Consider the following 15337-nt stretch of genomic DNA (forward strand, 5'->3'; position numbering starts at 1 on the left):
GCTTTTTCTCTCAAGTTTGGTTTAATTTTGGCACAGGATGTTGGGGACTGGGGACTGGGTATTAGGGAGTGATGAGTGCTGAGTTCTCAAGCAAGAGTTTCTCCCCTACTGCTCCCCTGCCTCCTGCCTAAAGCTAAGGTATCGTTGTACTAAACTCACGGGGTATATTGAAAACTCTAGTCGCCAATTTGCCTTTGATAAGTTAAAGATGGAAATAGCTGGAAATTCCAGCACCATTCTTCTAACATATGCTCTAGAAAGGACTACACCCGCAGTTTGAAGGATTTTCAACCCAACAGACAGTCTTGATGAGGCTCAATCTAAAGCAATCGTGACGTTTCATCTTGACATTTCATCGAAGTTAACTCAATTTGACTGTTTAGCTTCACAGCTATTCTTTTTTTTGAAATTCCATGTCAACTCTCGTCATTGTCGAATCTCCAACCAAAGCTCGTACCATTCGTAACTACCTGCCAAAAGACTATCGGGTAGAAGCGTCGATGGGTCATGTGCGTGACCTACCCCAGTCAGCTAGTGAAATTCCCGCCAGTGTTAAAGGGGAAGCATGGGCGCAGCTTGGGGTAAATGTGGACGCGGACTTTGAACCAGTGTATGTTGTCCCCAAAGACAAAAAGAAAGTTGTCACCCAGCTCAAAGAAGCGCTGAAAGATGCTGACGAACTGATTCTAGCAACTGACGAAGACCGAGAAGGTGAAAGCATCAGTTGGCATTTATTCCAGTTGCTGAAGCCAAAAGTACCGACAAAGCGGATGGTGTTTCATGAGATTACCCAAGAAGCCATCAAAAAAGCTTTGAAGGACTGCCGCAACATCGACGAGCAGCTAGTCCGCGCCCAGGAAACACGGCGGATTTTGGATCGTTTGGTGGGCTATACCCTCTCCCCTCTGCTGTGGAAAAAAATTGCTTGGGGACTATCTGCGGGACGGGTACAGTCTGTGGCGGTGCGACTGTTGGTAACCAAAGAACGCCAACGCCGGGCTTTCCATGAAGGTACCTACTGGGATTTAAAGGCGTATTTGGAGCAAAGCAAAAGTCCATTTACCGCCCAGCTAACCACCCTGGCAGGCACGAAAGTGGCAACTGGGAGCGATTTTGATGCGTCTACCGGCAGAATTACCGCCGGGCGTAATGTGGTGCTGCTGAGTGAAACAGAAGCAGTTGCTCTCCAAGAACGGCTGACTGGTAAACCTTGGAATGTCTCAGAGGTAGAAGAACGCCCAGTGACGCGCAAACCCGCGCCACCCTTTACCACTTCGACATTACAGCAGGAATCTAACCGGAAACTGCGCCTGTCAGCAAGGGACACCATGCGGATTGCCCAGAATTTATACGAGCAAGGGTATATTACCTATATGCGTACAGATTCAGTGCATTTGTCAGAACAGGCGATCGCAGCTGCTCGCAATTGTGTAGAACAATTATACGGCAAACAATATCTCAGTCCCCAGAAGCGCCAATACACCACCAAATCCAAAGGCGCACAAGAAGCCCACGAAGCCATTCGTCCGGCTGGTAGCACCTTCCGCACGCCCCAAGAAACCGGTTTAGGTGGTCGAGAACTTGCCCTCTATGATTTGATTTGGAAGCGTACCGTCGCCTGTCAAATGGCTGACTCTCGCCAAACCCAAATTACTGTGCAGTTGCAAGTAGAAGACGCTGGTTTCCGTGCTTCTGGTAAGCGGATTGACTTCCCTGGATATTTACGCGCCTACGTTGAAGGTTCCGATGACCCAGAAGCAGCCTTGGAAGACCAAGAGGTAATTTTGCCCAGTCTGAAAGTTGGGGATCATCCAGATTGTCAAAATATCGAAGCAGTTGGTCACGAAACCCAACCCCCAGCTAGATACACCGAAGCGACCCTAGTCAAAACCCTAGAAAGTGAAGGCATTGGTCGTCCTAGTACCTACGCCAGCATTATCGGCACAATTATCGATAAGGGTTATTCCCAATTGGTGAATAACGCCCTCATTCCCACCTTTACCGCTTTCGCCGTCACCGACTTGTTGGAAAAAAATTTCCCTGATATCGTTGACCCCAGCTTTACCTCCAAAATGGAGCAAACCTTGGATGATATTGCTGACGGTGAAGTTGAGTGGCTACCCTACTTAAAGAAATTTTATCTAGGGGATAAAGGTTTGGAAACTCTGGTCAGAGAACGAGAAAGCTTAATTGATGCCAGTAAAGCCAGAACTGTTGAACTAGAAAACTTAGACGCTAAAGTCCGTATTGGTAAATATGGGCCTTACATTGAAGTGGAAAACGGTGACGGTGTTGTCACAGCCTCAATTCCTAAAGACTTAACACCAGCTGACCTCGACCCCAAACAGGTGGAAATAATCCTGCGGCAAAAAACCGTCGGGCCAGACCAACTAGGCCGCCATCCTGAAACCGGCGAACCAATTTACGTGAAAATTGGTGCTTACGGGCCTTATGTCCAGTTGGGTGATAAGTCTGATGAAAATCCCAAACCCAAACAAGCTTCTCTACCCAAGGGAGTTACCCCAGAAAACATCACCTTAGAGAAGGCTATTGGTTTGTTATCACTACCCCGAACCTTAGGAACCCATCCTGGTACTGGCGGGAAGATCCAAGCCAGTCTAGGACGTTTTGGCCCTTACGTCGTCCATGACCAAGGTAAAGAAGGTAAAGACTACCGTTCTCTCAAAGCGAGTGATGATGTTTTAACAATTTCTTTAGAAAGAGCGCTGGAGTTGATATCCGAACCGAAGAAGACCCGTGGTTCTACTAGTAGTAAATCAAAGGCTGCTTTACGGGAATTAGGTACACACCCAGAGGATGATGCACCCATAAATATCTACGACGGCCCCTATGGCCCTTATATTAAACACGGTAAGACCAATGTAGGTCTTCCTGAGGGGACTTCAATGGAAGATGTAACATTAGCTACGGCATTAGAGTTACTATCTGCCAAAACGGCAACGGCTAAAACCACACGCAAAACAAGTAAAACCAGTACAACTAAATCCAAATCAACGGCAAAATCATCTAACGCTGCTACGAAAAAGAAGGGGGCGTAAGGTTAATGGTCAACAGTCAACAGTCCAAGATTTTCGACTATGGACTAATGACCAATAACCAATGACCGCCCTTAGATGCAGTCCGATAGGTTGCTAATGTGATACTCTAAAAAGTAAGAGAGATAACAACACGAAAATTTTAAAATTAGCCTGCGACTGCAATACAGAATTGTGTATGAGTTCGGTTGTAGGCCAGAGGTGCAAAATTACGCCAGTTTCTGCGTAGCTGTTAGTCAAAATTGAGGTAGTATCTCAGGAGCGGTCAGTTTAATGGACTATATAGAAAAGGTACTGGAAAAGCTGAAAGAATTGGCACGAAAGCTAATTGAGTCCTTACTAGGACCAGAAGCAGAGCCGGAACCGGAGCTAATTCCGATTCCTGTAAACGATCGCCACCGCCGGGGGGGAGCATCGTCGCTCACGTCGTCGCTAAAAGCCTGAAGGTACGAAACTTGACAGTGCAACCTCTAAGTATTTTGGTGCTGCACGGGCCAAACCTAAATTTGCTGGGAAAAAGAGAACCAGGAGTTTATGGCTCCACAACTTTGGCTGAGATTAATAGCTTATTGGCAGAAGCAGCCCTCAAGTTACAGGCAAAAGTGTTTCCCCTACAGTCCAATCATGAAGGCGTGTTAGTAGATGCTATTCATGAGGCGTTGGGGAAACATCAGGGAATTTTGATTAATGCAGGAGCTTATACCCATACCAGCGTAGCTTTACGAGATGCGATCGCTGCTGTAAATTTACCCACAGTAGAAGTCCATCTCAGTAATATCTATCGCCGAGAAGATTTCCGCCATCATTCCTACATCGCCCCCGTAGTTATTGGTCAAATTAGTGGCTTTGGTGTGCAAAGCTATTTATTAGGATTGCAGGGGTTAGTGGCGCATTTGAAGGGATGAAATGGAGAGCAGGGGGTGAGAAAGAATCTATTTATGAAAAAAAGTTAGGTTTAAAACCTCGCTTAAACTCAGCACTTTTCCTGTTAAAAAAGTTAAAAGTAAAAAGGTAGAATAACTTGCTTTTAACTTTTTAAGATTATGCGCTACTCGTTGGTTAGTAGGTTTAAGGGTGCTTTTGTTGGAGGAGTATTAGGGGAAAATTTGGCTAAGGGTGGAGTAAAGAATAACAGCGAACGTTCCTCCAACTTTGCTAGAAGTATTATTCCTGGTACTGAAAGTTTAATTAAGCTGGGAAATCTAGATATAGATGAGTGGCTAGCACTTTATCAAAAAGAATTTATTGCTTCATCTGCAACCTCAGGTATCAAAAACAATACAATTTTTGCCACAATCCCAGTAGCGCTTTTTTTTCATGAAAATCCTGTGAAACTGCGTCAAAATTTGGCGCGGGTGTCAAATATCTGGGATGATGCTCTAGTTGTTCGTGATAGTACACTAGCAATAGGGTATGCGATCGCTCAATCACTGACAGAAAAGCTGCACCTCCACACCCTGATACCGCAAATAATCTCTTTTATTGGAGAAACCAAGACATTACTTCCACAAAAATTATTAATAATACACAAACTGTTAGAAGAACAGGCCGGTTTAGAAAGACTACAAGCTGAGTTGAGTAGAGAAGAGAAACTTTCTTATGCTACTGCTGTGGCATTTTATTGCTTTCTCAGCACCTTGGAAGACTTTCGTTTCTCAGTTTTGCGTAGTTTGCAACTAGAATCTATTCACTCACAGACAATAACAGCTATTACTGGTGCTTTGTCTGGAGGTTATAACAGTACTGTAGGTATTCCTGCTAATTGGCAGACTTCACTTTTACCAACTAACTCAGCAGCCAACGAAGAAACCAACCTCTGGCAGATGCTAGAATTGGCCGATGCTCTTGCTGCGGTGTGGTCGGGGGTGTATAATCTTCCCCTACATTCCAGAGAGTTTTCAGAATCAGGGTTTATCATGCTTAATCAACCGGTTCCATTTTCTGTTTATGCAGCGCCTCACATTATTCGAGGGCGTTAGAGAGGAAGAAGCAGGGAGCAGATCAATTCAAAATTAGAAGTAATAACTCTCTATCTACTCATAACTTACTTATTCCCTAATCCCTGAAGAAATTCGTAACCGTGGAAAAAGCTCGTTGCATCAGCTTTTGAGCCTGAGAGACCTAGCAAAAAATGGCAAAATCGTTCAAAAAGAAAAGTTGGGTAGATGCAGCAAATCTGGGCTGGGTGCATGAACAGCGTTCATCCGTTGTTTTGGCGATCGCAGTTGTTTCTCTTACGGGAATAATCGGTCATAAGTTATACAATCAACCAAAGCTGAAAATAGGGACTGTTGCACCCCAAACGATTAAAGCGCCTCATACTGCTAGTATCGAAAATAAAAAGCGTACTGAAGTTGAGCGCAAAGCAGCTAGTAAAAGTTCGACACCAGTGTTAATGGTCGATGCCAAAATCACAGCACAAATCGACCAAAACTTAGAGAAAATGCTGGAGCAGGGGAACGAAATTCGCATATCTGCTGGTTCTTTCCCTTTTTATGATACTTCAGTCCTGTCCTTATCTAGCCAGCATTACCTGCGCTCTTGTTCTGATGCAGAATGGCAAATGATGCTGATGGCTTTAGAAAATACGGGTCAAAAAAGGTTGGGATTGTTCTTAGAAAAACCCAGGACTCGCCTGCACAAACAAGAAAATTCCCAGAATTTCCCGAATACGAAAACACAAACTTCTTTAGTATTTCCCCCTCCGACAGTTTCCCTCAGTCAGGAAAGTCCAGTTCTAGGTATTTCTATTGACGCTGGTCAACCAGAGGAAAGTATATCTTCCCCAAAAACACAAAATCCTGAAGTCTCTACAAACACTCAGTTTGTGCAAGCGTTGGCAGAATTAGCTACTTTTCGGATGACAACTGCCAATCAAAATTTGCCTAGACTCATCAACCAAATTACTCAAGCAAGGGAAGCTTATGCCCAAGCTAGAGTCCAAATTTTACACGTAGATACAATTACAACACAGACAATTTATCACGAAACTGTTCTCCTGGAATTGTCAGATTATGAATGGACTCAAACACAAAAGGGAATCCGCCAAGGTGCAGAACGGATTTTAGCCCAAGGTATTCCTGCGGGTTTACCCCAAAGTGTTTTACAAAATGCCGTAACTTTGCAAGTGCAGGCTTTTGTCCCCAAAAATGCGGAATCTTTAGCGACTAAACTATTGTTGGCTGTACTGGAACCAAATCTGAAGAAAGATGAGGAACAAACCAGAAAATACGCTCAAAAAGCCGCATCTGTTATTGAACCTGTGATGGTAGAGGTGAAACGAGGTGCAATTATCGTTAACAAAGGGAAGGAAATTACTGAGTGGGATTTTGAGGTATTAGATCATTATCAACTGATTAGCCGAGAAAATAACTGGTTAGCCTTGCTGAAATTAGGCGGTTTGGTGACAGGGGGAATTTGTATATTTGCTCTAGTCGAAACTCGGAGTAAATGCCCACTTAGACAACGCGATCGCCTGTTAGTTTTATTACTTACCTTGAGTACGCCAGGAGTCCTGGCAATGGGTGTACCCTACACGACTTGGAGCGCTGTCGGTTTGCTGTTGGGTAGCTTCTATGGCCGGGAGTTGAGTATGACAGTTATCGGCTTACTCCTGTTCATACTACCCATGAGTATGGAAATTAGCACCATTGGGCTAGTAGCTGGTGCGGCTGGGGGAATTTTAGGTAGTTACATCGCCCACAGATTGCGATCGCGTGAGGAATTAGCGCTTTTGGGTGGGGCGATCGCTCTTACTCAAGGTGGCGTTTACCTACTAATGAAAGTCCTGATTGGTGCGGCTTTTGGCTCCTCCTGGTATCTCATCCTCCAAGAAGCAGGGTTATTTACTTTATCTGGGCTGGCTTGGAGTGTGGTGGCTTTGGGCTTAAGTCCTTATTTAGAAAAGCTATTTGATTTAGTTACCCCCATTCGCTTGGCAGAATTAGCAAATCCCAATCGACCTTTATTAAAACGGTTAGCGACAGAAACACCAGGGACATTTCAACACACCCTATTTGTGGCAACCCTGGCGGAAGCTGCGGCGAAACACCTGGGATGTAATGTGGAATTGGTGAGGGCTGGGACTTTGTATCACGATATTGGCAAAATGCACGACCCCCTGGGCTTTATTGAAAACCAAATGGGGGGGCCAAATAAACACGAAACGGAAATCAAAGACCCGTGGAAGAGTGCAGAAATTATTAAAAAGCACGTCAGTGAAGGCTTGGTAATGGCGCGCAGACATCTTTTACCCACAGCGATTCAAGCTTTTATCCCCGAACATCAAGGGACGATGTTGATTGCCTATTTTCATCATCAAGCAGAACAGATGGCACAGGCAGATCCTAACATTGTCGTCAAGGAAGTGGATTTTCGCTACGACGGCCCGATTCCCCAATCGCGGGAAACGGGAATAGTGATGTTGGCTGATGCTTGTGAAGCTGCACTGCGATCGCTCAAGGATGTAAATACTGAACAGGCATTAACTGTACTAAATAATATTCTCCGCGCTAGATGGCAAGACAATCAACTCATTGATTCCGGTTTAACACGGGAAGAAATGTCACAAATTGCCGAAATCTTTGTAGAAGTTTGGCAACAGTTTCATCATAAACGCATTGCTTATCCCAAGATGAAGTCTGGTAAGGGGTAATTGGATCGTTAAGCTAATACGCGCCTAAATTGCATAAATACTAATCAGGGCTGTTGAGTGTTGACTGTTAACTGTTAACTGTTGACTGTTGACTGTTGACTGTTGACATTACTCACGATGGATTGTGCAATTCAAAAGCAGAATATGTTGATTGAAACTATCAAAACATTTACTCATTGGTATTAATCCAAGGGGTTGCTTTTTTATTTTGATACATATATGCTAACAAATCTACATACAGCATTATCGTAAGCAAATGTAATTTATTACACTTTCTACGTCAAATCATTGACAATTTTCTTGATCGCCACCGTTAACTGCTGACTGATGACTGTTAACCGTCAACTGTCAACTGTCAACGTGAAATCCTATACCCTTTTAGGGATGGGATGAGCTTAAAGTTATAGATTTACGTCAGTATTTCATTGTGAAGAGTTAATTTTATCACCAATGAGTTTATTATCTAATTTGCCAGAGTCTACTAATATATCCCATATATCCCGTCGCACCCTTTTAAAGGTGTTTGGTGTTGGTGCAGTCGCAGGAGTAACAGGATACTCTCGGTTTACCAAGCCCAAGCCAACGGTATTTCAAAAAGATACCTTGAGTTTGCCACGGTTACTGAATCAAGCAAAAAGTGTCATAGTTATCGGGGGTGGTTTAGCGGGTTTAGCTTGTGCGTATGAATTGAGTCAACGGGGGTTTACAGTCACACTGATAGAAAAATCACCCCAACTCGGTGGTAAAATTGCTAGCTGGCAAATAGAAGCCGTGGGCGAAACCTTCATGATGGAACATGGCTTTCATGGCTTTTTTCCCCAGTACTATAATTTGAAAAGTATAGTTGCAGAACTGGGAATAAATGAGAATTTCCAATCATTAAACTTTTATTCAGTTGTCTATCGAGGAGATCAATACAAACCAGAGGTTTTTCGTCCCAGTCATTCAGCATTTCCTTGGAATATTGTAGACTTAGCGATCGCCTCTCCTAATCGCTTCCAATGGGGAATTAATTTAACGAAGATTAAACACCTACAAGTATTTCAAGCCATCACAGGTTTTCAGCGAGAAAAGAATTATCAACGCTTTGATAATATATCCGTGGCTGATTGGGTGAAAACGGAATTTCCCCAAGGTTTATATGATTTGTATTTTCTCCCATTTGCTAAGTCTAGCTTGAACGCACCAGATACGATGAGTGTGGGAGAATTAATGCAATTCTTCCATTTTTATTTTTTTGGCAATCCAGAAGGACTGGCTTTTAATGGTACGAAAGATGATATGGGGACAAGTTTAGTCCAACCCATTGCCAAGAGTGTGAAAAATAAGAGTGGGACAATTATCACTGATGCTACGGTGAGTGAAATTATTGCCAAGGATGGTAAAATTCAAGGCTTGAAATATTATGTTGGCAATAATCAAAATAATGTCCCTTTTTGGGTAAAACGTAACTCAGTTATTACTGAAGAAAAAACAGAATATTTTGGTGCTGCTGATGAAGTATTTGCTGTAGAATCTGGTAGCGAAACAGCAATTTCTCTCACTTGTACTCATCAAGGTTGTACTGTGAAAAAATCCACAGATGGTAAATACCGTTGCCCTTGTCATGGGGCTGAGTTTGCGGCTGATGGTAAAGTGTTGAAGGGGCCAGCCAAGCGGGATTTACAAAAGTTGCAGGTTGTACAAAAACAAAATGATGAATTGCAACTGCTAGCTACAACCAATGATGCACCCTTACCAGAGACAATCACCGCAGATTATTACGTGTTTGCTACCGATGTACCTGGAGTGCAACAATTATTTAAGCATATTAGTGGTGATGTAGATCAAACAGTGCGATCGCAAGTGGAAAACTTGAGTATCGCTGATCCTTTTGCTGTGTGTCGTTTCTGGTTTGATCAAGATTTTGAGTGGGAACAAAGTAACTTTACTTCCTTATCTGGCTATCAGTTAACCGACAGCATCACCTTATATCACCGCATTCAGCAACAATTTATTGATTGGTCAAAAAAGACTGGTGGTAGTGTAGTGGAGTTACACGCCTATTGTTACAAAGAAAAAGAATTTCCCACCCAAGAAGCTTTGTTAACTACCTTTGAAAACGAATTATATGAGATAGTCCCCCAGTTGAAGCAAGCAAAACTCCTGCATCGGGAATTAGTGAATCAACATAACTTTTCTGGCTATCCACCAAATAGTTATGGAGAACGTCCAGAAACCAGTACAAACATTTCTAACTTATTATTTGCTGGTGATTGGGTAAAAATGCCTTTTCCCTGCGGCTTAATGGAACGCGCCGTCAGTAGTGGTTTAATCGCAGCTAATGAGATTTTACACCGAGAAGGTTTGCAGAGGCGATCGCTTTTATCGGTGAATCCAGAGGGTTTGTTGCAGATTTAAGGATTATAGATACCCGACTTTTTCAAAAAGTCGGGTATCTGCATCTTTTGTAGATCCCTAAGCAATATCATTCTTGCTCTAAAATTCTTTCTATATCTTGCCCTGCATAAAGAATGCGTATAATTTGAATGCTCTCTTAAATTAAATATAAACGAATAATACTCATTTTTAAGTTGCAGCTTTATGTAGTGCAGCTAGTCTTTCATACTCTGCTTGTTCTTCTGCCAAATCTGTATCAATTTCTTCCCGGTTAGCATGATAGTAAGTTATCGCTGCATAGACCTGCGCTATATTCAAATGGTTTTTGTCAGCAGCAATTTCTTCGGCGTTATAACCTTGCTTATATAAAGCTGCAATTCGACGCACAGATGTACCTGTTCCGGCAATAATGGGACGACCACCACGGAAGTTAGAATCTCTGGTAATAAGTGTACCGATATCAGTGATAGTTACCAAGGTTTGTTCCTCGATATTTTGTTTTTACATAAACTAGGTTAACATTCCCATCGCTTGGCAGTATTTCACATTCAATTGCAGCAAAACAATGATCTCGTTCCGCGCGATCGCCTACAATATGGCAAAGCGATCGCAACGCGATTTAAGGAACTACCAGATCAAAAAATATCCAAGATGTAGGGTGCGTCAGTGCGATAGAACCTAAATATACTCAGCAATTATTCATGCTGACGCACCCCACCAAACTACCCAATTAATGACGATTTAGCGATCGCCATAACCAGTAGAATGGTAAAAAGAATATTCTCAACAATAATTGTAAAATTCTACCTAATTGCCGTCGCCAAATAGCAACGGGAGTTAACTGGCGTTGCAGAAATGCCAAGTTTCCTCGAATTACCACCGTAGTGGGATGATTAACCCCTAACACCCGTTGACACATCTGCAAAGCTTCCAAGTACAGGGGTTCGGCTTCTCCATACCTGCTTTGGCTTTCATAAAGTAGAGCTAAATTGTTTAAGCTAATAACCATATCGGGATGGTCGCCCACAAACAGACGCTTTCTCATGGCTAAAGCTTCCAAGTACAGGGATTTGGCTTCTCCATACCTGCCTTGGCTTTTGTAAAGTGCAGCTAAATTGTTCAAGCTAATAACCATATCGGGATGGTCGCCCACAAACAGACGCTTTCTCATGGCTAAAGCTTCCAAGTACAGGGATTTGGCTTCTCCATACCTGCCTTGGCTTTTGTAAAGTGCAGCTAAATTGTTCAAGCTAGTAGCCACATCGGGATGGTCGCCCACAAACAGGCGCTTTCTCATGGCTAAAGCTTCCGAATACAAGGGTTCGGCTTCTCCATACCTGCCTTGGCTACGGTAAAGTCCAGCTAAATTGTTCAAGCTACTAGCTACATCGGGATGGTCGCCGACAAACAGGCGCTTTGTCATGGCTAAGGCATCAATGTACAGGGGTTCGGCTTCTCCATACCTGTCTTGGCTACGGTAAAGTCCAGCTAAATTGTTCAAGCTACTAGCTACATCGGGATGGTCGCCGACAAACAGGCGCTTTGTCATGGCTAAGGCATCAATGTACAGGGGTTCGGCTTCTCCATACCTGCCTTGGCTACGGTAAAGTTCAGCTAAATTGTTCAAGCTACTAGCTACATCGGGATGGTCGCCGACAAACAGGCGCTTTGTCATGGCTAAGGCATCAATGTACAGGGGTTCGGCTTCTCCATACCTGCCTTGGCTACGGTAAAGTCCAGCTAAATTGTTCAAGCTACTAGCTACATCGGGATGGTCGCCGACAAACAGGCGCTTTGTCATGGCTAAGGCATCAATGAACAGGGGTTCGGCTTCTCCATACCTGCCTTGGCTACGGTAAAGTTCAGCTAAATTGTTCAAGCTAGTAGCCACATTGGGATGGTCACCCACAAACAGACGCTTTGTCATGGCTAAGGCATCAATGAACAGGGGTTCGGCTTCTCCATACCTGCCTTGGCTATAGTAAAGTCCAGCTAAATTGTTCAAGTTTAGTGCGACATCGAAATTGTCGCCCACAAACAGGCGCTTTGTCATCGCTAAAGCATCAATAAACAGGGGTTCTGCTTCTCTATACCTGCCTTGGCTACGGTAAAGTTCAGCTAAATTGTTCAAGCTAGTAGCCATATTGGGATGGTCGCCTGGAAATACAGCTTGGCAAACCTTGAGGCATTCCTGATTCCAAGGTTCTGCTAATTGATATAGTCCTTGTCCGTTGTAAAATCTGGCTACGCCCACAAATACCCAAATTACTTCATCATTGGGGACTGATGCTGGGGAATTTATCTGTTCCTCACCTGCTTGATTAATGTCGTCAATTACCCGATTTCCTAAGTCTTCAATGTGGGGAACAACATCTTTGATGCGTTCGATATCCTTCGAGGTGGGTAACGGAGGAAGACTTTGAGCTTTATTTATCATCGCCCAAGCAAAGGTGTTTTCTAAAACCGCTTTCATCTCCCAAGCATCAGTTAATTGTTCTTGCAAGAACCACCGCACTAGAGTATGAATTTGATAATATCCTTGGCTGTCTTGTACCAGTTGCAGCAAGTTACGTTTGTAGAGTTGCTTTTTTGCCTCGTTTAATTCCTCTGCTGACAAACCTAACCCCCCTAACCCCCCTTCTCTACCAGGGCATGGGGGAATTAAAGCCTCTCCCCGCGTCGGGGAGAGGTTTGGAGAGGGGTCATCTTCTTCCTCTCCTCCACTAGTCGCCACCCACACCACCAAATCCCACAGAATGGACTGGGGAGAAAATAAACTCAAAAATCTGCCTAATTGTTGGGCTAATGGGTCAAGTTCTGACCATGTTAAAGCAAAGGCGGCTTTCACTCCCAATTGGGTTGAGGTGAGGGTTTCCCGGTTTTGTAAGGCTGCTTCTGCTAATTTGCGCTGTTGCAATTGTTCTAACATGACATCTAGAAACAAATCCGGGTCTTGTCGCAAATAAGCCCCCACTAACTCTATCCCCAAAGGCAAATATTCCAGAGATTTACAAATTGCGTTGGCAAAGACTGGTTGATTATCAACTCGCCTGTCTGTGTTTCCCAACAGTCCTTTTAACAGTTCTAATGCTTTGTCTGGTTCTTTTTCTGGGGAAAGAACATCTAAGGGAATATCTTGAATAAAATTTGGTTCTAAATTCCGCAGGCGAGTAGTCACTAAAACGCGAAAACGGTTATCAGTGGGGATAACTTCCCGTAAGTTGGCTAGGTCTGTGACATCATCAAAAATAATTAATATGGGTAAAAGAGATTCAGCATATTGCAGCCAACACCAAGCGATTTGTTCCTTGAGGGTTAATAGTCTTCCCCCTAGTTCTTGGGGAATCTCTAAACCAAGACCGATAAAAGACTCCAAAATTCCGGCGGCGAGATTGTTGGCTCTATCATTAAACCAAGCAACACCATCATAATTAGCTTGATATCGTCTGGCGTATTGGGTGGCTAATTCGGTTTTGCCTATGCCTCCCATCCCTGATATTGCCACATAATTACCACGCTGCAAATCTTCATGCAGCAGTCTGAGTTCCTGTTCTCGACCGACGAAATGAACGGAACCACGAGGTATATATTTTGTGGGGGTTAACTTTGTCTGTTCCCTGCCAGACGACTGTAGTCAAAAATTAAAACTACTACCTCTTTGGTCAATAGTTTGATTTTGTGCGGCATTAACTGCTTTTTGAATGTTTTGGTTAAAAGTTGTAGGAAATGGATGTTGCGATTTTTCTATGGTTGCTTTAATTTCTTCGAGAATTTGAGCCAAATTTTTGGGAGGATTAACTTCTGCTGCTGCGGCTAATTCCTGTACAGCTTGCTTAACTTCTGGGTGCGCTTGAGTTGCTGTTTCTACATCAATTACAGCTTTACCATAATCCAGGGGTTCGTCTGATGCTTTTTCAATGGCGACTACAGTCTGGGGAGAGTGTTTTCTCAAGGTGACGAGAAACTTACTAGTTTTATCCCAGAGAGTTTCACCGATTATTTCCCCGGTTCTTTCTAAGGCTTTGGTGGCTAGGACTGTGCCAATGGCGATCGCCGCAGTAGTTAGTGGTTCCATGTACTATTTTATTATCGGCATATCTTTTATTAACACATGGCTGGTGTGTATATTCCCGTAATTTAAGCGGGAAATTTAGATTTTCGGGGATTTTTAACGCGGAGGGTCGCGGAGGTAAGCGCAGAGGGGCGCGGAGTGTAAGAGGCTGTCTGTCGGAGATTATCGTCCACAATCAACTTAGTTTCGTGACGAATCAACTTAGTTTGGTGACCAATCAACTCAGTTTCGTGACCAATCAATTTAGTTTCGTGACCAATCAACTTAGTTTCGTGACCAATCAACTTAGTTTCGTGACCAATCAACTTAGTTTCGTGACCAATCAACTCAGTTTCGTGACCAATCAACTTAGTTTCGTGACCAACGCAAGTTTTTTCAGTGAGTTCACTAGCACACAGATATAACATTATGGAGTAATAAGCTATTCTGCTTTTAAGTTGCATAATCAATCGTGAAGGCTGTTAACAGTCAACCGTCAACCGTCAACAACTTTTATTAGTAGTTACTAGTCTTTGTGCATAAAAAACACAAGTCACATCTATTGAAATAATGTAGGGAATTTTTTCTGGAAATCAGGAATGCTGTAAGTTGAGTTTGTAGTTAACAATCACAATGCAATATCTATACAGATATGGCTGTAGCTTGTTTTTATTTGTGATTTCCGGTGATTTGGCTACGAGTAATTATTTAACAAAAAACGTAGGTTAATGATGAATAGTCAAATTTATAGTGTAGCGATCGCATTACCAACTATATTACTCACTGCTTTGCCTAGCTTGGCAAGCAATAATTATAACGCTTCCCAGATTCAGAGACTAGATGCTAGTTACATTGCCCAGATACCAAGCACTGGTGTAGATGAAGTATCAAGACCTAGACCCCGTGGCCCCGGTGGTCATGAAATTGAAGCCGTACAAGAAACAACTATAATTAATCCGTCAGGATTACGGGAACGTCCTAGACCAAGAGGGCCAAAGGGTTCTGAAGACGGAATTAATGCAATACAAGGGCAATTCCTTCACTTATCACCCACATTATTAAACCAACCCAAATTAGAAGGTGTTCAAAATTCCAAATTTAAAACTCAATATTAAACCAATTCGCAATGGACTAACGAAATGACGTAAACGTGTACTTTCACCTTCTACAATTCCCTTGACAACTTGCCAATCGCCA

At 43.2% G+C, this 15337-nt stretch carries 11 protein-coding genes; 7 read left to right on the forward strand and 4 right to left on the reverse strand.

The genetic code is table 11. From position 1 onward, the window contains the following. The first annotated feature begins 413 nt into the window (after positions 1–413). The 5 genes from topA to ACN222_RS13905 all read left to right on the forward strand — a co-directional run bounded on the left by topA (position 414) and on the right by ACN222_RS13905 (position 10110). Positions 414–3059 carry a type I DNA topoisomerase gene (topA, locus tag ACN222_RS13885; RefSeq protein ID WP_010996931.1) on the forward strand — a complete coding sequence of 882 codons (2646 nt, stop codon included), beginning with the start codon at positions 414–416 and terminating at the stop codon, positions 3057–3059. Positions 3060–3517: 458 nt separating this feature from the next. Next, positions 3518–3961 (forward strand): type II 3-dehydroquinate dehydratase, encoded by a 444-nt coding sequence (gene aroQ / locus ACN222_RS13890; protein WP_010996933.1) that lies wholly within the window; start codon positions 3518–3520, stop codon positions 3959–3961. Between the two features lie 138 nt (positions 3962–4099). Further along, positions 4100–5035: an ADP-ribosylglycohydrolase family protein gene (locus ACN222_RS13895; protein ID WP_010996934.1), complete on the forward strand. Its 936-nt coding sequence runs from the start codon at positions 4100–4102 to the stop codon at positions 5033–5035. 152 nt (positions 5036–5187) lie between these two features. Beyond that, positions 5188–7710 carry an HD family phosphohydrolase gene (locus tag ACN222_RS13900; RefSeq protein ID WP_010996935.1) on the forward strand — a complete coding sequence of 841 codons (2523 nt, stop codon included), beginning with the start codon at positions 5188–5190 and terminating at the stop codon, positions 7708–7710. A gap of 450 nt (positions 7711–8160) precedes the next feature. After that, entirely contained in the window at positions 8161–10110 is a 1950-nt protein-coding gene (locus ACN222_RS13905) for an FAD-dependent oxidoreductase (protein ID WP_096637152.1), read from the forward strand. A 168-nt stretch (positions 10111–10278) separates the two neighbouring features. Here ACN222_RS13905 and ACN222_RS13910 read toward each other — a convergent pair whose 3' ends face one another. Continuing rightward, a complete protein-coding gene (locus ACN222_RS13910) occupies positions 10279–10566 on the reverse strand; it encodes a DUF433 domain-containing protein (protein ID WP_044521494.1) in 288 nt (95 codons plus the stop codon). A 54-nt stretch (positions 10567–10620) separates the two neighbouring features. On the opposite strand from ACN222_RS13910, the gene ACN222_RS13915 reads away from it, so the two are divergent. Further along, a complete protein-coding gene (locus ACN222_RS13915; RefSeq protein ID WP_269083580.1) occupies positions 10621–10746 on the forward strand; it encodes a hypothetical protein in 126 nt (41 codons plus the stop codon). A gap of 73 nt (positions 10747–10819) precedes the next feature. Here ACN222_RS13915 and ACN222_RS13920 read toward each other — a convergent pair whose 3' ends face one another. From ACN222_RS13920 to ACN222_RS13930, 3 genes are all read right to left on the reverse strand, one after another. Beyond that, on the reverse strand, positions 10820–13594 hold the full coding sequence (locus tag ACN222_RS13920; protein WP_096637268.1) for a tetratricopeptide repeat protein: 2775 nt from the start codon (positions 13592–13594) through the stop codon (positions 10820–10822). Positions 13595–13723: 129 nt separating this feature from the next. Beyond that, positions 13724–14164: a hypothetical protein gene (locus ACN222_RS13925; protein ID WP_010996939.1), complete on the reverse strand. Its 441-nt coding sequence runs from the start codon at positions 14162–14164 to the stop codon at positions 13724–13726. 62 nt (positions 14165–14226) lie between these two features. Next, positions 14227–14604 carry a hypothetical protein gene (locus ACN222_RS13930; protein WP_010996940.1) on the reverse strand — a complete coding sequence of 126 codons (378 nt, stop codon included), beginning with the start codon at positions 14602–14604 and terminating at the stop codon, positions 14227–14229. A gap of 264 nt (positions 14605–14868) precedes the next feature. On the opposite strand from ACN222_RS13930, the gene ACN222_RS13935 reads away from it, so the two are divergent. Further along, positions 14869–15255, forward strand: coding sequence for a hypothetical protein (locus tag ACN222_RS13935; RefSeq protein WP_010996941.1), 387 nt, complete (start codon positions 14869–14871; stop codon positions 15253–15255). Positions 15256–15337 lie beyond the last annotated feature (82 nt).

The sequence above is a fragment of the Anabaena sp. FACHB-595 genome, from assembly GCF_048568275.1.
In the GTDB taxonomy this organism is placed as follows: Bacteria; Cyanobacteriota; Cyanobacteriia; order Cyanobacteriales; family Nostocaceae; genus Trichormus.